At 35.1% G+C, this 19,515-nt stretch carries 18 protein-coding genes; 15 read left to right on the top strand and 3 right to left on the bottom strand.

What is annotated here, in order from left to right:
- Window positions 1–63 precede the first annotated feature (63 nt).
- Window positions 64–636 (top strand): ComE operon protein 2, encoded by a 573-nt coding sequence (locus EC501_RS05910; protein WP_122971370.1) that lies wholly within the window; start codon window positions 64–66, stop codon window positions 634–636.
- Window positions 620–2,929, top strand: a complete 2,310-nt coding sequence (locus EC501_RS05905) for a DNA internalization-related competence protein ComEC/Rec2 (protein WP_122971369.1) — start codon at window positions 620–622, stop codon at window positions 2,927–2,929. The genes EC501_RS05910 and EC501_RS05905 overlap by 17 nt, the downstream gene beginning before the upstream one ends.
- Window positions 2,930–2,954: 25 nt before the next feature.
- Here EC501_RS05905 and EC501_RS05900 read toward each other — a convergent pair whose 3' ends face one another.
- Entirely contained in the window at window positions 2,955–3,119 is a 165-nt protein-coding gene (locus EC501_RS05900) for a YqzM family protein (RefSeq protein WP_122971368.1), read from the bottom strand.
- Between the two features lie 174 nt (window positions 3,120–3,293).
- On the opposite strand from EC501_RS05900, the gene holA reads away from it, so the two are divergent.
- The 3 genes from holA (at window position 3,294) to EC501_RS05885 (ending at window position 6,435) form a co-directional block, all read left to right on the top strand.
- Window positions 3,294–4,304, top strand: a complete 1,011-nt coding sequence (gene holA / locus EC501_RS05895) for a DNA polymerase III subunit delta (protein ID WP_122971367.1) — start codon at window positions 3,294–3,296, stop codon at window positions 4,302–4,304.
- Window positions 4,305–4,432: 128 nt separating this feature from the next.
- Complete coding sequence (locus EC501_RS05890; protein WP_148037801.1) at window positions 4,433–5,122, top strand: hypothetical protein; 690 nt, start codon at window positions 4,433–4,435, stop codon at window positions 5,120–5,122.
- Entirely contained in the window at window positions 5,122–6,435 is a 1,314-nt protein-coding gene (locus EC501_RS05885; RefSeq protein ID WP_122971365.1) for a hypothetical protein, read from the top strand. Before EC501_RS05890 ends, EC501_RS05885 begins: the two co-directional genes overlap by 1 nt.
- Before the next feature lie 115 nt (window positions 6,436–6,550).
- Here the strand turns inward: EC501_RS05885 and rpsT are convergent, their stop codons facing one another.
- Window positions 6,551–6,802 (bottom strand): 30S ribosomal protein S20, encoded by a 252-nt coding sequence (gene rpsT / locus EC501_RS05880; RefSeq protein WP_122971364.1) that lies wholly within the window; start codon window positions 6,800–6,802, stop codon window positions 6,551–6,553.
- 165 nt (window positions 6,803–6,967) lie between these two features.
- On the opposite strand from rpsT, the gene gpr reads away from it, so the two are divergent.
- From gpr to lepA, 3 genes are all read left to right on the top strand, one after another.
- On the top strand, window positions 6,968–7,996 hold the full coding sequence (gene gpr / locus EC501_RS05875; protein ID WP_122971363.1) for a GPR endopeptidase: 1,029 nt from the start codon (window positions 6,968–6,970) through the stop codon (window positions 7,994–7,996).
- A 48-nt stretch (window positions 7,997–8,044) separates the two neighbouring features.
- Window positions 8,045–8,908, top strand: coding sequence for a stage II sporulation protein P (spoIIP, locus tag EC501_RS05870; protein ID WP_122971362.1), 864 nt, complete (start codon window positions 8,045–8,047; stop codon window positions 8,906–8,908).
- A 299-nt stretch (window positions 8,909–9,207) separates the two neighbouring features.
- A complete protein-coding gene (gene lepA / locus EC501_RS05865) occupies window positions 9,208–11,040 on the top strand; it encodes a translation elongation factor 4 (protein ID WP_122971361.1) in 1,833 nt (610 codons plus the stop codon).
- A 190-nt stretch (window positions 11,041–11,230) separates the two neighbouring features.
- Here lepA and EC501_RS05860 read toward each other — a convergent pair whose 3' ends face one another.
- A complete protein-coding gene (locus tag EC501_RS05860) occupies window positions 11,231–11,410 on the bottom strand; it encodes a hypothetical protein (RefSeq protein ID WP_122971360.1) in 180 nt (59 codons plus the stop codon).
- A gap of 572 nt (window positions 11,411–11,982) precedes the next feature.
- Here EC501_RS05860 and EC501_RS05855 point away from each other — a divergent pair.
- The 7 genes from EC501_RS05855 (at window position 11,983) to prmA (ending at window position 19,499) form a co-directional block, all read left to right on the top strand.
- Window positions 11,983–12,306 (top strand): hypothetical protein, encoded by a 324-nt coding sequence (locus EC501_RS05855; protein WP_122971359.1) that lies wholly within the window; start codon window positions 11,983–11,985, stop codon window positions 12,304–12,306.
- Window positions 12,307–12,439: 133 nt separating this feature from the next.
- Entirely contained in the window at window positions 12,440–13,585 is a 1,146-nt protein-coding gene (gene hemW / locus EC501_RS05850) for a radical SAM family heme chaperone HemW (protein WP_122971358.1), read from the top strand.
- Between the two features lie 90 nt (window positions 13,586–13,675).
- Complete coding sequence (gene hrcA, locus EC501_RS05845; RefSeq protein WP_122971357.1) at window positions 13,676–14,710, top strand: heat-inducible transcriptional repressor HrcA; 1,035 nt, start codon at window positions 13,676–13,678, stop codon at window positions 14,708–14,710.
- 12 nt (window positions 14,711–14,722) lie between these two features.
- Window positions 14,723–15,298 (top strand): nucleotide exchange factor GrpE, encoded by a 576-nt coding sequence (gene grpE / locus EC501_RS05840; RefSeq protein WP_122971356.1) that lies wholly within the window; start codon window positions 14,723–14,725, stop codon window positions 15,296–15,298.
- Between the two features lie 63 nt (window positions 15,299–15,361).
- Window positions 15,362–17,194 carry a molecular chaperone DnaK gene (gene dnaK, locus EC501_RS05835; RefSeq protein ID WP_122971355.1) on the top strand — a complete coding sequence of 611 codons (1,833 nt, stop codon included), beginning with the start codon at window positions 15,362–15,364 and terminating at the stop codon, window positions 17,192–17,194.
- 163 nt (window positions 17,195–17,357) lie between these two features.
- Entirely contained in the window at window positions 17,358–18,476 is a 1,119-nt protein-coding gene (gene dnaJ / locus EC501_RS05830; RefSeq protein WP_122971354.1) for a molecular chaperone DnaJ, read from the top strand.
- Between the two features lie 84 nt (window positions 18,477–18,560).
- Window positions 18,561–19,499 (top strand): 50S ribosomal protein L11 methyltransferase, encoded by a 939-nt coding sequence (prmA, locus tag EC501_RS05825; protein WP_122971416.1) that lies wholly within the window; start codon window positions 18,561–18,563, stop codon window positions 19,497–19,499.
- Window positions 19,500–19,515 lie beyond the last annotated feature (16 nt).

The following is a 19,515-nucleotide window of genomic DNA, read 5'->3' as shown; positions in this document are numbered from 1 at the left end:
TATGACATTGCACAAACGAGTGTGAACATCTAAACTAAAGTAAGATAGTTTGGAGGTAATCATATGGAGCGAATTACTTGGGATCAATTTTTTATGGCACAAAGCCATTTGTTAGCCCTTAGAAGTACATGTAGTAGATTAGCGGTTGGGGCAACGATTGTAAGGGAGAAAAGAATTATTGCAGGCGGTTATAATGGTTCAATCTCAGGCGATGAACATTGTATAGAGAAAGGGTGTTACGTCGTGGACAACCATTGTGTTCGGACAATCCATGCCGAAACAAACGCATTATTGCAGTGCGCAAAATATGGAACACCAACGAACGGTGCAGATATTTATGTAACCCATTTTCCTTGTTTACCGTGCTCAAAAACAATCATTCAAGCAGGTATAAAAAATGTATACTACGCTAAGGATTATAAAAATAATGAATATGCGTTAGAGTTATTTGAAAAAGCCAATGTAAATGTTGCACACATTCCTTTTGATGAAGCAAAAATAGACTTTTTACAAAAAAGCAAATTACAATTAGCAGTTGACATGCTACATAAATTGAGGGATTTAGGTGCTTCAGAAGAGGAAATAAAGCCTTTTGAAGAGAAGGTGAAAGAATTATTTGATGTCGTTCAAGCATAACTGGATTTTCTATGCCTTATCGGTTCTCGTTGCTACCCTTGCAGCTTTCGAATCGGTAAGGCTTTTATTTATTTTATTACTCATAAGTGGTTTTCTAACTTATAAAAAAATAGCAATAGGACATGTGGTGGGAGTTCTAATTGTCGGAACTATTTCTTATTTTTCCTTTATTCATGAGATAAAACGTTTAAATGAACCACTTCAACTTCCTGAAGTTTTAACATGGACCGATGAATATACGATAAAAGGGAATGTATTGCGCGGTTTTATGAAAGATCGCAAAGGTAGAACTATTTATGTAAAGTATGAAATAAAATCAGAAAACGAAAAAATAAATTTCCAACAAACCCCATTAGTCGGTATGGAATTTAGAGTGGATGGCAAGTTAGTAGAACCTTCAAAGCCTAATCATGATTATGCCTTCGATATGAAACGTTATTTAAAAAGTAAAGGAGCTATAGGTATAGTTGAAATATCGGAATGGCAGTTTATAGGCATACAAGATTCCATCTCACGTAAAATTAGTTTACAACGATTTCACTTAAAACAACATATTGAAGAAACTTTTCCCCACTCTTTAGTTGGAGAAGCTCAAGCCCTTTTAATTGGTTTACAAGAAAATGTCGATGAAGAGACGTCAAGGGCATATCAAACACTCGGTATTACCCATCTGTTTGCCATTTCTGGTCTCCATATTGCCATTGTATCCTTCATTTTCTTTCAAGGGTTATTGCGTTTAAAGGTGAGAAGGGAGCTTGCTACAATTGTATTAATGATTGTTTTACCAATCTATGGGATTCTTGCCGGCGGAGCGCCTTCAGTTTGGCGTGCTATCACTATTGTTGAAATAATGATGATAAGTCGAATAAAGGGCAATAAATTATCGGTAGACGATTGCTTGGCAATTAGTTTTATTTTATTTGTATGGCTCGAACCTTGGGTCATATATCAAGTAGGGTTCCAATTATCCTATTTAGCTACGGCTAGTTTAATTTATTCTGGCCCTTTGATTAACCGGTTTTCTTCATGGATTATTCAATCTTTTTTCATTACTTTTGTTTGTCAATTACTTGTTTATCCTCTATTGCTTTTCCATTTTTATGAAATAAGCTTATCTTCCTTTATTGTGAATATATTTTTTGTTCCTTTATTTTCATTTATTATTTTACCGATTAATATCGTGCTTCTCTTCGTTTCTTATTTTCCGTTCAATCTATCATCCTTTTTATTTCATGGTTATGAGCCGGTTCGGCTATTTCTTACAACAATCATTGATTTTTTACAATCCATTCCACACCAAATGTGGAATCCAGGTAAACCAACGATAATTCTCATATTAGTAGCTTTTATTAGTGTGTTTATCGTTTTTTATTTATTAGATAGCCAAAGAAATTGGTCCATAATCCTGATTGTTTTATTTATTCCTGCATTGATAATTCATTTTAGTGGGAAGCTATCAAATGAATTAAAAATATCCTTTATAAATGTAGGACAAGGGGATTGTGTCGTCATCGAATTACCATATAGAAAACAAGTATATATGATAGATACAGGTGGTTTATTACGATTTGAACAAGAACAATGGAAAAAAAGTAATCGTTCTTATGAAATCGGAAGGGATGTTGTAGTCCCTTATTTAAAAGGAAAAGGTATCACGAAGATTGATAAATTAATTTTAACCCATGCTGATAGTGATCATGTTGAAGGAGCAGAAGAAGTTTTACAAGAGATCGAAGTAAAGGAGATACATATTACTCCAAGTTCGTATAAAGAAAAGGTAATGAACGAGCTCCTAATGGAAGCGGAGAGTAGAAAGATTCCTATCATCGAACAAATATCAAATCGATCTTGGAAAGTGGATGATATAACCTTTACTTACTTATGGCCGAAAGAAACAACTTACGAAGGAAATAATGATTCACTAGTTCTATATATGTCAATGAATCAGTTTGATGCTTTATTTACAGGTGATTTGGAGAAAGAAGGAGAACAGATAATTGTAAAGGAATATCCCGATTTATCTAAAATTGATGTTTTAAAAGCGGGACATCACGGTAGTAAAACATCAAGTAGCGAAGAGTTTATTGGAAAACTACAGCCAAGCTTAACGATATTTAGTGCTGGAGAAAATAATCGTTATGGACATCCGCACCAAGAAGTAGTGGAGCGGTTTGATGCATATGATTTAACAACACTTACGACAAGTGAAGTGGGGACAATTGAAGTGACAATTTCTGATTCCAATATGGAAATCGTCACGTCAAATAAAGAAAAAAGGGAAATCTCAAAATAGAGATCTCCCTTTTTTCTTTCAGCGATTATGCTGCTACATCAATAATTGTTGCAATAATAAACATAAGTGCAAAGAATACGAAAGAAACACCAAATCCAACGCCAGCATCAATAGCTTGATTTCGCATTGAAGCGCCGTTTTTGCCTTCAAAAGGATTGTGTGTTACAACGTTCTCATCATGTGATGACATACCTATCCCTCCTACTCAAACTCAATTATAAGTGAAGATTATACAAAAATCTATATCGAATAAAACCTTTTCTCTTTATTAACCTTTCATTGTTTGCCACATTTTATACATAGATGCTAGAAAATAAAAAACGTGTATACTTATTAGTAGGTAAAGTATTAGGAGGATTTCAATATGTTTACGAAAATTTGGAAAGAAATGCAAAATGGGCAAATCGCTCCTATTTATTGTATTTTCGGAGAAGAAACTTATTTCGTTGATGAAACGATTAAAAGATTGAAACAATCTTTGAATAAAAATGAAGAGGCGGAGATCATCACATTTGATTTAGAAGAATCGCCTGTTGATTTAGTCATTGATGAAGCAGATACATTCCCATTTTTTTCAGAAAAAAAATTAGTGATTGCGAAAAACGCATCTTTTTTAAAAGCATCGGAAAAAGGGAAAGAAAAAATAGAACATGATTTAAAAAGGTTGGAAAATTGGTTAGCCCATCCATCGGATTTTTGTATCACCGTTTTTATTGCACCGTATGAAAAGCTAGACGAACGTAAAAAAATTACAAAAGCTATGAAAGAAAAAAGTATTATGCTACATGCCGAAACACCGAAAGAAAATGATCTGGCTGTCTGGGTTCGGAATGAAGTTAAAGCATTTGAAAAAAGTATTACTGATGAAGCGGTGGATAAGTTAATTGAAATGGTTGGAGCAAATATGCTGCAATTGCAAATTGAAATTGAAAAAATATCGTTGTATTTAGGTGAAGAACAGCAAATATCCGTTCATCTAGTAGAAGAACTTGTTGCAAAAACGTTGGAGCATGATGCATTTAAAATGTTAAATGCCTATTTGTCTCATAATAGTGCAGAAGCCCTGCATATTTACCATGATTTACTGCGTCAAAAGGAAGAACCGATTAAACTTGTCGGGCTCCTTGCGTCAAATATTCGTACAATGAATAACGTTTATTTTTTACAGAAAAAAGGATATCATCCAAATCAAATTTCAAAGCAGCTGAAAATTCACCCTTATCGGGTAAAGCTAATGTTGGAAAATCGGGATCGGCCAAGTGAAGAAAGGCTACTCAAAGCATTAAATAAATTAGCTGAAATTGATTTACAATTGAAATCCATCAGTGGGAATCGTGAGAGGTATTTGGAAATGTTTTTACTAAAAGCGCTATAAACCATATGGAGCATTTTCCAATTTATAATTAGTTATCCATTTAACTCCATTTACAAAATCTGTTATATTTAATCTATTAAGTTTCAATTTAACCAAAAAATATAAACGTTATATTGAAAGGAATAGACATGGACTATCAATTTAGATTTTGGCATTCACTATTCAATCCTAGTAAATTAGCCTTTGCATTAGATAACGCAGATCAAGGTTATCTAATAAAAGGGTATCGTATTAAATTTTTTATATTGTTTTTCTTCATGATCATGTTTTACATAGTAAGAGACCTTTGGGGGATGGGGACGGAAGGTCTAACCTATTTTTCCGTTTCAAATATGTATGAAGAATTTGTGGTAAGTCGATATTTGTCTACATTAGGAGCAGCGATTGAAGGAATGTTATTTTTCCTTTTTCATTATTATATTATTTCCTTTTGTTTATATGTATTAACAGACTTTCCATTTCGTTCAATATCAAAGATTCAATTATTCGTTATTGCTAGTATTTTAATAGAGAAAGTGATTCTATTTATAGTATTTGTTATGGTGGGGTATACGACACCTTTATCCTTTTTATCCTTAGGGCCTATTACATCCTATTTAGTGAATGATAGTTTTGTTATATATTTTTTAAATCAAATAACGGTTGCAACCGTTGCAACCGTTGTGATTCAATACGTATTTCTTTCTAAATGGGAAGAGGAAAGCAAAGGGATATTATTAACGAAAATTATGATTGTTCAACTTTTCTTCGCCCTTATTACTGCAGCTATTAGTGTAATACCGATAAAAGACTATCTATTAAAGGTGGTAGGTCTATAATGCGGAAGGTGAAAATTTGGTGGATCATTGGTTATGGACTTTTTTTGTCCTTTCTCATTTTGAATATTCGACTTGTATTTAGTGAAGATAGTCAGATAAGTCGATCCTATTATATTTCTGAATATGAGCGTGCCACTTCAAATACAGAAAGGGCGTATATAGAAAAAGATGCTCTTATTGTTCCGAAAGAAGAAATTCATATTACAGCAAATGCAGAAGCTTTATCCCAAATATCCGTCCAACCTGGTCAAAAAATTTTAATGGATGAAGAAATAGCCGCTTATAAAACAGAAGAAGCAGCCAAGGAACGAAAAAAAATGGAGGCCGAAAGAATGGCCTATGAGAGGGAGTTAATAACTTTAGAAGAGATTGTTGCTAAATTAGAAGTTGAAGAGTTTTTAGATGAGCCTACTTCAAATTTTGATACCGAAGAAATCGGTGATGAGTTCACTTTTACTATTGAAACGCAAATCTTGAAAGAATCACCTATCGAAGCAATTGCAATCGTAGAAAGTCGTATTGCTGAAGTTCAAAGAAACATTGATATCATTGATGAACAAATGAACGAACTAACTGTATCTAATGTGTTATCTAGTCCTGTTGATGGGATGATAGGTGATGTGATTGAGGAAAATGGTTCGGTTACGTTTATACTCTATCCTAATGATAAAAATCTATTAACCTATCTTTCAGAAAAGGAATGGCAACAAATAAACGAAAACCAAAATGTAGAATTAGATCCGTTACTTGTTGGAGAGAACATTGGGCAAGCTGGAGGAGCAGAAGAACTGGAATTAGCAGCAGAAGGGGAAAAAGAATTACTAGGTGTTGTAGTAGAAAAACAAAATATCCCTGCTATTAAATCGATCTGGTATAAAGAAATGGAGAAGGTCGTAAAGCTTCCGCAACCAACTGCCTATGAATTACGGATTGATCTAGATGAACAAATTATTAATAAGCCGATTGCGAGTTTGACAAAGGCTAAAATTATAATTGACGAAGCATTAAATGCTCATCGATTGAAGAAAGAATGGGTGCATACGGACAACACGTCAAACTCAAGTATTGGTGAATTTGTTTATATATTGGATGAAGAGGGGAAAATTAATCTGTCACCTGTGCATTTAGAGTTTCATGATCATGGAACGACCGTTTTTACAAGTTCTATTGAAGATGGTACAGTCATTTTAAATGATAAGGAAAGAAAATTATATAGCCGAAGTTTTTTCCCTTTTCCAACTGAATGGCCGGATAAAGAACTGTTAACAACGTTTACTTGGGAAGATTACTTCAAATACTTATTCTTATATTAATAAACGAACTATCCAGGACTTGGGTCTTTTGGATAGTTTTTTTGTGCAATGAAAAAGAGATTTTCCTCACATCATATAAAGAAATGATAAGGAAAACCTCTTAATAGTTCATCAATTAGTTAGCTTTTTTAGCTAAACGTGATTTTTTACGAGCTGCAGCGTTTTTATGGATAAGACCTTTAGAAGCAGCTGTATCAAGAGCTTTGTTAGCAGCTACTAGTAATTCTTTAGCGTTTTCAGCATTGTTAGCTAATGCTAATTCAGCTTTTTTAATTGTAGTACGCATTGCAGATTTTGCTTGAGAGTTAGCAATGTTTGCTTTTTCAGCAGTTTTAACTCGTTTAATCGCAGATTTAATGTTTGGCATATCTTTCACCTCCTAAATAAGGTACGAGATGAGTCATCTTCTCACTGTTTTCATTTGTCAATACAACAAAAATCATTCTACCAAACGACGCGTATAATTGCAATAGATAAATGCAAAGAATATTTACTTGACAGTTTGTCCAACATAGAAAATGAGGTGATAAAAATGATAGAAGTAAATTGGAGTAGAACGGACTTAATTGATGAATCCCAAGAAGTAGTTGAGCATCAGACGAAAAACCAAAAGGAAAAAATAGCCCATTCTAGCGGTGTTTCGATAGATGAGTTTAATGAAGGACGTGTAAAAGTTACAAAAGTTTTAGTAGATAAAAATGGGGAAGAACAAATCGGAAAAAAAGAAGGGAAATATATTACACTCTCCGTTCCGACTTTGACGGTAGATGATAATAATGGGTTTGAACAACTAGAAAAAGCATTTACCAAATATCTCGACGACATCCATAAAGATATAAAATTAACGAAAGATAGTAAAGTTCTTGTAATCGGTTTAGGAAACAAAACGATCACACCAGACGCCGTTGGACCTTTTGCAATTGATGCGATGCAAAATGAGCAGTCTGAAAACCCGAGTGATCATTTTATTATGTATGCGCCGGGAGTAACAGGACAAACAGGCTTTGAAACGAGTGATTTCATCCTTGCGTTAACGGAGAAAATTAAACCTTCTTTAGTTTTAGTAATCGATGCTTTAGCAACAAGGGGAAGTTCCCGATTATGTAAAACAATTCAAATTACAAATACCGGAATTCACCCTGGTTCTGGTGTAGGGAATCAGCGTACAGAAGTATCGAAGGAAGTAATGGGTGTACCTGTTACAGCAATCGGTGTTCCGACAGTCGTTGATGCGACAGTGATTATTGCAGATGCCATCGATAGTGTATTTCGTTCTATCGCTGCGAAAATAGAAGAAAGGGGAAAACCATCTGGAAAATTATCTGTTACTTCATGGACACCGGAATCCAACGATAGAGTCGATTTAAATCTTATTAAACCGATATTTGGTGAATGGTCGACATGGTCAACAAATGATCGACTACAACTTTTTGAGGAAGCATTCGCATCCCATCCTGAGAGACTAATTGTAACGCCAAAGGAAGTAGATGTTTGGATTACGAAATATTCGATTTTAATTAGTAAATGTCTCTTTAATTGGATGGAACATAAAATCAAATAGTTCTAAAATGACCTCTCCCTCCATATCGTAGTGGAAGGAGAGGATGTCATGTTAAAAAGATTAAAAGTACTATCAGTTTTTCTAGTCTTCTTTTTTATGTTGCCAATTATTACAGGACTATTGCCTTTTCCCAACAATGAAAAATACGAGCCTTCTTTAGCTGAAGAAAAGAAAGTAGTCTATGCGTCAACGGAAGTTAACTCATCGGAAGTAAGTTCTGAAGGAGTAACAGCAACAGAAGTAACTGCTACAGATGTGTCAATGCCAGTCGATCCTTTTGATGTATTGTTTGTGTTTACGCATTCTCACGAAACATATAAGCCGTTTGTTGAAAATGAAAGAGGAACCGTCGCCGTTTATGATGACAAAAGTAATTTATTTTCCATGTCAAAGGTGATGGAAGATTATTTTAAATTAAACGGTTTAAATGCTAAAACCCTTGATGTAGACGTGATGTCGGTCATGAAGAAAAATGGTTCAGCATTTTCTTCCGCATATGATACTGTACGACCTTACATTAGTAAGGAACTAGAAAAAACACAGTATGACCTTATTTTAGATGTACATCGGGATGCAACTGCCCATGACAAATCGACGATAACCCATAATAAGGTTGGATATGCAAAGATCGCCTTTGTAATCGGTGCTGAAAATCCAAATTATAAAACGAATTTATCTTATGCCAACACTTTAAGTCAGACGATGAATCAAATTGTTCCAAATATTTCAAGAGGGACGATAAAAAAATCTGGTGCAGGAGTGGATGGCGTGTACAACCAAGATTTAGCAGAAAATCTTTTATTAATTGAAATTGGTGGAATTGATAATACGGAAGATGAAGTCTATCGCACTGTTGCTGTTCTTGCTCAAGCCATTGCTAAATCGTATGTAAAACAAGAAGAAAGTGCCTAGTTTGTCAATTGTGCAGACGGATAATTACGTTTTTTCTCACTACATGATTGCTAAAGGTGTTGTGTCACTGCTATAATTCAAGTTAGTTTAGCCTTTTTTCGAAGGAATTGTAAATAGAGGTAATTCAAAGCGGGTTACCAATTTTTCAGTATGAATCCGTACTGATAAAGGTTAAAGCCTCCAGCGTTTGTCTAAGATTCGATACAGGTACCTTTTCGGTACAAAGTGAATCTTTGACCATTCTGCATTTAACGGCAGAATATACGCGGGAGGCGTATTTGATTAGGAGTGAACACGACATGAATCGAGAAGAACGTTTAAAACGACAAGAAAACATACGAAATTTTTCTATCATTGCCCATATCGATCACGGTAAATCTACATTAGCAGACCGAATTTTAGAAAAAACAAAAGCATTAACTGCCCGTGAAATGAAGGCACAGCTATTGGACTCGATGGATTTAGAACGTGAAAGAGGTATTACGATCAAATTAAATGCAGTCCAATTAAAATATTTAGCGAAGAATGGAGAAACGTATACATTCCATCTTATTGATACGCCAGGACACGTCGATTTTACCTATGAAGTTTCCCGTAGTCTTGCTGCGTGTGAAGGAGCTATACTAGTTGTCGATGCTGCACAAGGTATTGAAGCTCAAACGTTAGCAAACGTTTATTTAGCTTTAGATAATGACTTAGAGATTCTCCCAGTTATTAATAAAATTGATTTACCTGCAGCAGATCCTGAGCGTGTACGAGGAGAAGTTGAGGATGTAATTGGACTTGATGCATCCGAGGCTGTGTTGGCATCTGCAAAAGCGGGAATTGGGATTGATGATTTACTAGAGCAAATCGTGGAAAAAGTTCCTGCACCTACAGGAGATCCGGATGCTCCATTACAAGCTTTAATCTTTGACTCTTTATACGATGCATACAAAGGCGTAGTGACCTCCATTCGAATTGTTAATGGCACAGTTAAACCAGGAGATAAAATCCGTATGATGGCTACAGGAGCTGAATTTGAAGTTGTTGAAGTAGGTGTACATACTCCGAAGATTACGCCAGTAGCTGAATTAACAGTTGGTGATGTAGGTTATTTAACAGCTTCGATTAAATCGGTAGGAGATACAAGAGTAGGGGATACAATTACTTCTGTGACGAATCCAGCTAGTGAACCGCTGCCAGGGTATCGTAAATTAAATCCGATGGTATATTGTGGTCTATATCCGATTGATACTGCGAAATATAATGATTTACGTGAGGCCCTTGAAAAATTAGAGTTAAATGACTCGGCATTACAATTTGAACCAGAAACTTCTCAAGCTTTAGGTTTTGGTTTCCGTTGTGGTTTTTTAGGACTATTGCATATGGAAATTGTGCAAGAAAGATTAGAACGAGAATTTAATATTGATTTAATTACAACAGCTCCTTCTGTTATTTATGATGTTACTTTAACGGATGGAAGTTCTGTAAAAGTGGACAACCCTTCGATGATGCCGGATCCACAAAAAATTGACCATGTGGAAGAACCATATGTTAAGGCGACGATTATGGTGCCAAATGATTATGTAGGGGCAGTAATGGAATTATGTCAAATGAAGCGCGGTACGTTTATTGGGATGGACTATCTTGATACTACCCGTGTAAGTATCCAATATGAAATTCCATTATCCGAAATTGTGTATGACTTCTTTGATTATTTAAAATCAAATACAAAAGGTTATGCGTCCTTTGACTATGAGCTGATTGGATATAAACCTTCGAAGTTAGTAAAAATGGATATTCTACTAAATGGTGAGCAAGTGGATGCACTAAGTTTCATCGTACATCGGGACTTTGCCTATGAGCGCGGAAAAGTGATTGTTGAAAAATTAAAAGAATTAATTCCTCGTCAACAATTTGAAGTACCTGTACAAGCTGCCATTGGTCAAAAAATTATTGCCCGTTCTACTATTAAAGCGATGCGGAAAAACGTTCTTGCAAAATGTTATGGTGGAGATATTTCACGTAAACGTAAACTTCTTGATAAACAAAAAGAAGGTAAAAAACGTATGAAGCAAGTCGGTTCTGTAGAAGTGCCTCAAGAAGCATTTATGGCTGTATTGAAAATGGATGACAATAATAAAAAATAATCATCTAACGTTTCAAAAGGTTGTGTTTTAACGTTATTGAAATATGAGCGGTGGGGATTACTACTGTTTATAATTACAACAGCATCTGCTTTTGCCATCAATGAATGAAAGGACATAGCGGTCTTCTATTATTGAAGATTTGCTATGTCTTTTATTTGATGTTACTTGTTAAAGTGTAAAGGATATTTGATTATTTACCCGTTTTATTATGAATGATCCATTCGGTTAGTTGATATGCGTGGATTAAAGAAAAGGCTATGATTTTAGAGTCCTCCCTCGAAAGTTCTAAACCATTCATAACATAATTATTACCATTGAAATAGACAGCAATCATCTTTTCTAACTTTTTCGCAACATCAATAACTTTCAATCTTTAATCTCTCCTTGTCGATAGTTTTCAGCTTCGGGTCAATTGAATTGAAAGATCTATTAATACGATGTATTGCTAAACATTATAATTTAAAGGATTTAGTAGATGAATACTCTCTCTTAATCTACTTTTTCTGAAAAAAATTAGTTCGGTATAATTTAAAGCATTTCGTAGGATGAAGTGGCATTATTTAGACCAATTTACGCTATTAAATATATTATTTGGAAAAACAGTAATTGAACTAGTGCAATAGTCGATAATAAAATTGGAAGGTAAGAAAAAAATATTGGATACAAAATAGATAGAATTGTATACAGAAAAGTCTTACTAATATAGGTTTTTAGCAGGTTAAGCTTTCTTTTTGGAAGTTGACCTGTTTTTTATTGCAACATATAAAGAATAACGTGAAATGGACTGAAAAAAATCGTTTCATTTTGCTCTTTATGAAATAAATTCGCTATAGTACAATTTATCTATAAAAACCAAGCTTAGAACTAAACTTTGCTAAAAGTTGATATTTACATGATTTGATTTTCTTCATTTGATAAAACAGCGAAGGAGATGTAGTAAAGATGAGTAATATGGGGCAAGTAGAAATTCCAGAATGGTTTGAATTAGATGGCTTAGAAGTGTTGAACACAATTATAAATGATCAGCAGCTAAATGGTATTTTATTAGCCGGTGATAATTTGGAGCAAGCCCGTCCGTACAATCCTGTCGTCAGAATATACTTAATTAACTTACAACAAGAAAAATATGAGATTGTAAGGGAAGTCGGTGCAGTTACTTTTAAGTCTAAAGAAGAGGTAACTGACTTCGCATCAAATATAACATCTTATTCCCTAATCGATTTATTTTATAATCTACATAATAAACAAATTGAAGTTACAATATAATTTTCATGGACCTGTTTTTACGGGTCCTTTTTTTATTAAATTAAAATGTTTTTGAACTGTAAAATTGAAATTTTATATTGAAAGGGTACAATAGAGAGAAATGGATATTTTTCATTAGAAAGAAGGGATTTTAATGGCGCGAGGTGTCTACATACATATTCCTTTCTGTCATCAAATTTGTAATTACTGTGATTTCAACAAAGTATTTTTTAAAAATCAACCAGTTGATGAATATATAGAAGCTGTTGGAAAAGAAATTGAAATGGCTGTCCGCAAATCACCGGAACAATTTCAAGAAATTGAAACGGTCTACCTTGGCGGTGGAACGCCTACCGCATTATCAGCAAAACAAATTACTAGGCTATTACATCATATCAATTCTATACTCCCGACGGATCAACTAATCGAATTTAGTTCCGAAGCAAATCCTGATGAATTAACAGAGGATAAGCTGGAAGCATTAATAAACGGTGGAGTAAATCGATTAAGTATGGGCGTACAATCCTTTGATCAACAACTATTGAAAAAATTAGGACGTACCCATACGAATGAGCATGTATATGAAACGATTGAACTGGCAAAGAAGATTGGTTTCGATAATATGAGTATTGATTTAATGTATGGTTTACCAGGTCAGACGATGGAACAATGGGAAGATACTTTAATGAAGGCATTGGAATTGGATCTTCCTCACTATTCAGCCTATTCTTTAATTGTTGAACCAAAAACGATTTTTTATATCCAGTATGCAAAAGGGAAATTAAGCTTACCTACTGAAGATTCGGAAGCAGATATGTATGAATTATTAATGAAGAAGATGGCTGAAAAACAAAAGGAACAATATGAAATAAGCAATTTTGCTATGGATGGCCATATTTCAACACATAATAAAATTTATTGGGATAATGATGAGTATGCTGGTTTCGGAGCTGGAGCCCATGGTTATTTGCGAGGAATCCGTTATTCGAATTATGCCCCAATAAAGAAATATATTGAAACAATCCAAAATAATGAACAACCGCTCCTCCGGGAACATAAAGTATCTTTTGAAGAAAAATGTGAAGAGCAAATGTTTTTAGGATTACGAAAAAATGAGGGTGTTTCCTTTGAACAATTTGAGAAAAAATTCGGTGTATCGATGAAAAAACTTTATGGGAACACAATTGAACAACTAAAAATCGAAGACTTATTGCTCGAAGATGAAAAAGGTGTGAAGTTAAGCCATAAAGGTCGTTTTGTCGGCAATGAAGTTTTTCAACGTTTTTTATTGGAAGATTAAAGCGATTCCGTTGACATCATTTGAGAGATTTGATAATTTAAATATAGTATTAGCACTCTAAGTTAATGAGTGCTAACAGAGGTGATGACTATGTTAACAAATCGACAATTACAAATTTTGCAAGTAATCGTTGATGATTTTGTTAATTCAGCTCAACCAGTAGGGTCACGCCAAATTTCGAAGAAAGAATGGATCACTTATAGCCCTGCAACTATCCGAAATGAGATGGCTGATTTAGAGGAATTAGGGTTTTTAGAAAAAACACATACTTCTTCTGGACGTGTACCTTCTGAAAAAGGGTATCGATATTATGTGGACCATTTGTTACAGCCTATTTCAATGTCTGAAAGAGAAATTGGGTTAGTTCAATCTATTTTTAAAAATCAAATTGTAGAGATGGAACAAGTAATTCGTGAATCTGCCAATATATTGTCTGATTTAACATCCTATACAACGATTTTACTTGGACCAAATGTAAGCAAACATCGTGTGAAACGATTCCAAATTGTTCCTTTGACTGAGCAAACAGCTGTTGCGATTATTGTGACAGATAATGGACACGTGGAAAATCGCACCATTACTCTCCCTCAAGGATTTATTCCTGTAGATATAGAAAAAACAGTTAACATTTTAAACGAACGTTTAGTGGGTGTTTCATTGCTCGAACTGCAAAGTCGACTTGAATTAGAAACCTTTGAAGTACTAAGGCAGCATGTAAGAACAGCAGATTCTATTATCCAATCTTTAAAAAATGTTGCTTTCGCGCAAAATGAAGGGAAAATTTATTTTGGCGGAAAAACAAATATGTTAAATCAACCCGAGTTTCACGATTTAAATAAAGTTCGCGCCTTAATGGAGATGATGGAAAAAGAGAGTCAAGTGATCTCCCTATTCCATCCAGGTGACAGAGGAATCCATATTCGAATTGGTTCTGAAAATAATCATTTGGCGATGGATGATCTAAGTGTTATTACAGCCACATATTCCGTTGGCAAAGAGCAAGAAGGTTCCATTGCGATTATTGGACCAACACGTATGGATTATCAACGTGCTGTTTCTTTATTAGATGTGATGCGAAGTGGACTTTCTCGTGTGCTCTCAAATAAATCGACTAATGGGTTATAAGGAGGATTCGTTGTGTCTGAAACGACAGAAAACAAACAACAAGAAGTAACAGAAGAAGTAACAGAACAAACAAATGAAGAAGTAACGAATAACACGGAAAATGAGCAACAAACGGAACTAACCGTTGAAGAGCAATTAAATTTAAAAATTGCGGAATTGGAAACGAAACTTCAAGAAGAAGAAAATCGTTTCTTACGTTTACGTGCGGATTTTGATAATATGCGTCGCCGTAATCAACTTGATAGAGAAGCTTCTGAAAAATATCGAGCTCAAAAATTACTGACTGACTTATTACCGGTTCTAGATAATCTTGAACGGGCGTTACAAGTGGAAGTGAGCTCCGATGATGCAGTTTCTTTATATAAAGGCATTGAAATGGTCTATAAAACATTTATCGAAGCTGCAAAACAGGAAGGATTAGAAGTCATCCCTGCTGAAGGGGAAGCTTTCGATCCAACGGTACATCAAGCAGTCATGCAAGAAAATGATTCTGAAAAAGAATCTGGCATTGTTATACGCGAACTTCAAAAAGGATATAAATTAAAAGATCGTGTATTAAGACCATCAATGGTTTCAGTAAATGAATAATAAACGTATTTAATTTAGAAAGAGCACAAATGGTGTTTTAAATAATAGGAGGCAAAATTTAATATGAGCAAAATTATTGGTATTGACTTAGGGACAACAAACTCTTGTGTAGCAGTATTAGAAGGTGGGGAACCAAAGGTAATTCCAAATCCAGAAGGTAACCGTACAACTCCTTCTGCTGTTTCATTTAAAAATGGTGAACGTCAAGTTGGGGAAGTGGCAAAACGCCAATCAATTACAAACCCTAACACAATTTTGTCTATTAAATCAAAAATGGGTACTTCTGAAAAAGTAACAATTGAAGATAAAGAATATACTCCTCAAGAAGTATCAGCAATGATTTTACAATACTTAAAAGGATATGCTGAAGAATACTTAGGTGAAAAAGTAACGAAAGCTGTAATTACTGTTCCAGCTTACTTCAACGACGCTCAACGTCAAGCAACAAAAGATGCTGGTAAAATTGCTGGTCTTGAAGTAGAACGTATTATTAACGAACCAACAGCAGCAGCCCTAGCATACGGTTTAGATAAACAAGATCAAGATCAAAAAATTCTAGTATTTGACCTTGGTGGTGGTACATTCGACGTATCAATCCTTGAATTAGGGGATGGCGTATTCGAAGTACTTGCTACTGCTGGGGATAACAAACTTGGTGGAGATGACTTCGACCAAAAAGTAATTGATTACTTAGTTGACGAATTTAAAAAAGAAAATGGTATTGATTTATCGAAAGATAAAATGGCTATGCAACGTTTAAAAGATGCGGCTGAAAAAGCGAAAAAAGATTTATCTGGTGTTACATCTACTCAAATTTCATTACCATTCATTACAGCAGGAGCTGAAGGTCCACTTCACTTAGAAGTAAACTTAACTCGTGCAAAATTCGATGAAATTACGCGTGATTTAGTAGAACGTACAATTATCCCAACTCGTCAAGCTCTTAAAGATGCTGGCTTAAGCGCATCAGATTTAGATAAAGTAATTTTAGTTGGTGGTTCTACTCGTATTCCAGCAGTTCAAGAGGCAGTTAAACGTGAAACTGGTCAAGAGCCACATAAAGGTGTAAACCCAGACGAAGTTGTCGCAATGGGTGCTGCAGTTCAAGGTGGCGTATTAACGGGTGATGTAAAAGATATCGTTTTACTTGACGTAACTCCGCTTTCTCTTGGTATTGAAACAATGGGTGGCGTATTTACAAAATTAATCGAACGCAACACAACAATCCCAACTTCAAAATCACAAGTTTTCTCAACAGCTGCTGATAACCAACCAGCTGTAGATATCCATGTGTTACAAGGTGAACGTCCAATGGCTGCTGATAACAAAACTTTAGGACGTTTCCAATTAGCTGATATCCCACCAGCACCACGTGGTGTACCTCAAATCGAAGTAACATTTGATATTGATAAAAACGGTATCGTTTCAGTTAAAGCAAAAGATTTAGGTACTCAAAAAGAGCAAACAATTGTAATTCAATCCGATTCAGGTTTATCTGATGAAGAAATCGAACGTATGGTAAAAGATGCTGAAGCAAATGCTGAAGCTGATGCAAAACGTAAAGAAGAAGCAGAACTTCGCAATGAAGCAGACCAATTAGTGTTCCAAGTGGATAAAACTATTTCGGATCTTGGGGAACAAATTACAGAAGACGAGAAAAAATCAGTTGAAGATGCAAAAGAGGAATTGAAAAAAGCATTAGAAGCTGGTGAAATCGAAGGAATTAAATCGTCGAAAGAAAAATTAGAAGGCGTTTTACAACCTTTAGTAATGAAAGTCTATGAACAAGCAGCAGCAGCGGCTCAAGCGGCACAAGGTGAAGCAGGAGCAGATGCTGGTAAAAAAGACGACGGCGTTGTAGATGCTGACTTTGAAGAAGTAAAAGACGATAAATAATTTTCAGATGATAAGATAGATGGGAACAAGAAAAAGTCAAAGCCTGAAAATGGACTTTGACTTTTTCATTGCAAATAGATGTCAATAATAAAAACAAACTTCATATACAGTATATTTTGAACATGTTACAATATACGTTATGTAAAAGAGCGGAGTGTGACCGATGAGTAAACGCGATTATTATGAAGTGCTTGGTGTAAGTAAAAGCGCTAGCAAAGATGAAATCAAGAAAGCGTATCGCAAACTTTCTAAACAGTATCACCCTGATTTAAATAAAGAAGCAGGTGCTGATGAAAAATTTAAAGAAATAGCTGAAGCGTATGAAGTGTTAAGTGATGATTCGAAACGCGCCCAATATGACCAATTTGGTCATGACGGTCCAAGTCAAGGAGGATTTGGCGGATTCGGTGGTTCCGGATTCGGTGGCTTTGAAGATATTTTCAGTTCATTTTTCGGTGGAGGAAGCCGTCGGTCTGATCCGAATGCACCAAGAAAAGGGGATGATCTACAATACCGTATGAACATTTCCTTTGAAGATGCTGTATTCGGTAAGCAAACAGAAATTGAAATTCCAAAAGAAGAAACTTGTGATACATGTCATGGATCTGGGGCAAAACCAGGTACAAGTCCAAAAACATGTTCAACATGTAATGGTTCCGGTGAAGTAAATCAAGCAGTTGATACGCCATTTGGACGTATGGTTAACCGTCGTACATGTAGCACATGTCGTGGAACAGGTAAAATTATTACAGATAAATGTTCATCTTGTCATGGAGCTGGAACAGTTCAAAAACGTAAAAAAATCAAAGTTACAATCCCTGCCGGAGTTGATGATGGTCAACAATTACGCGTATCAGGTCAAGGAGAACCAGGTATAAATGGTGGACCAGCAGGGGATTTATATATTGTATTTAATGTGAAAAACCATCCATATTTTGAACGGGATGGCGATGATATTTACTACGAATTAAAATTAACTTTCCCTCAAGCGGCTTTAGGAGATGAAATCGAAGTTCCTACAATTCATGGGAAAGTAAAATTAAAAATTCCAGCTGGAACTCAATCGGGAGCTCAATTCCGAATTAAAGATAAAGGTGTTAAAAACGTCCATGGTTATGGAACTGGCCACCAATATGTCATCGTGAAAGTCATGACACCAACAAAATTAACGGAAAAACAAAAGCAATTGTTGCGTGATTTTGCTGAAATTAGTGGCGATATACCAGAAGAACAAGGTAGTTCTTTATTCGATAAAATAAAAAAAACATTTAAAGGCGAATAAAATCAATGCGTCCATTACGTTGGACGCTTGACTTTATTAAGAAAAGCCCAACTTACTAAAATTTATAGGAGGAGCTGATTGCAAGTGAAATGGACAGAATTGTCGGTTTTAACAACAAACGAAGCGGTTGAAGCGATTTCAAATATTTTTCATGAAGCAGGCGCGAGTGGTGTTGTCATAGAAGATTCAACAGAAGTGAAAAAAGAAAGGGTAGATCAATTTGGAGAAATTTATGATTTAAATCCAAAAGATTTTCCAGTAAGTGGAGTAGTAGTCAAAGCTTATTTACCAGCCTCTAGTTTTTTGGCGGAAACTGTTGAAGAAATAAAGCTTGCAATCTCGAATCTTATTAATTTTGATATTAACCTTGGGGAAAATATTTTCACGATTTCTGAAGTGAATGAAGAAGATTGGGCAACAGCTTGGAAACAATATTACCACCCAGTAAAAATTTCTGAGCGCTTTACTATTGTTCCTACATGGGAAGATTATACACCGGTTAGTACGGATGAACTCATCATAGAACTTGATCCAGGTATGGCCTTCGGTACAGGGACTCACCCTACTACTGTTATGTGTCTACAGGCTTTAGAAAAAGTGGTTAATAAAGGGGATACAGTCATTGATGTTGGAACAGGATCGGGTGTTCTTTCCATTGCTGCTGCATTGCTCGGTGCTAAAAACGTCCATGCCCTTGATTTAGACGAGATAGCGGTAAAATCAGCACGGGAAAATATCAAACTGAATAATGTACAACATGTTGCAAAGGTGTTTCATGGTAATTTGCTAGATACTGTAACAGAACAAGCGGATGTTGTGGTGGCAAATATCCTTGCTGAAATTATTATGACATTTACTGACGATGTTTTCTCTATTGTTAAACCAGGGGGATTATACGTTACATCGGGGATTATCAGTGCGAAAAAAGATAGCGTAAAATCAGCTCTAGAAAAATCAGGTTTTATCATCGAAGAAGTATTAATGATGGAAGACTGGGTTGCAATTATTGCAAGAAGACCATAATAAGGAGGAGTTGTCC

The sequence above is a fragment of the Lysinibacillus halotolerans genome (genome assembly GCF_003711845.1).
GTDB lineage: Bacteria > Bacillota > Bacilli > Bacillales_A > Planococcaceae > Ureibacillus > Ureibacillus halotolerans.
This window is presented reverse-complemented; position numbering and strand designations above follow the sequence as displayed.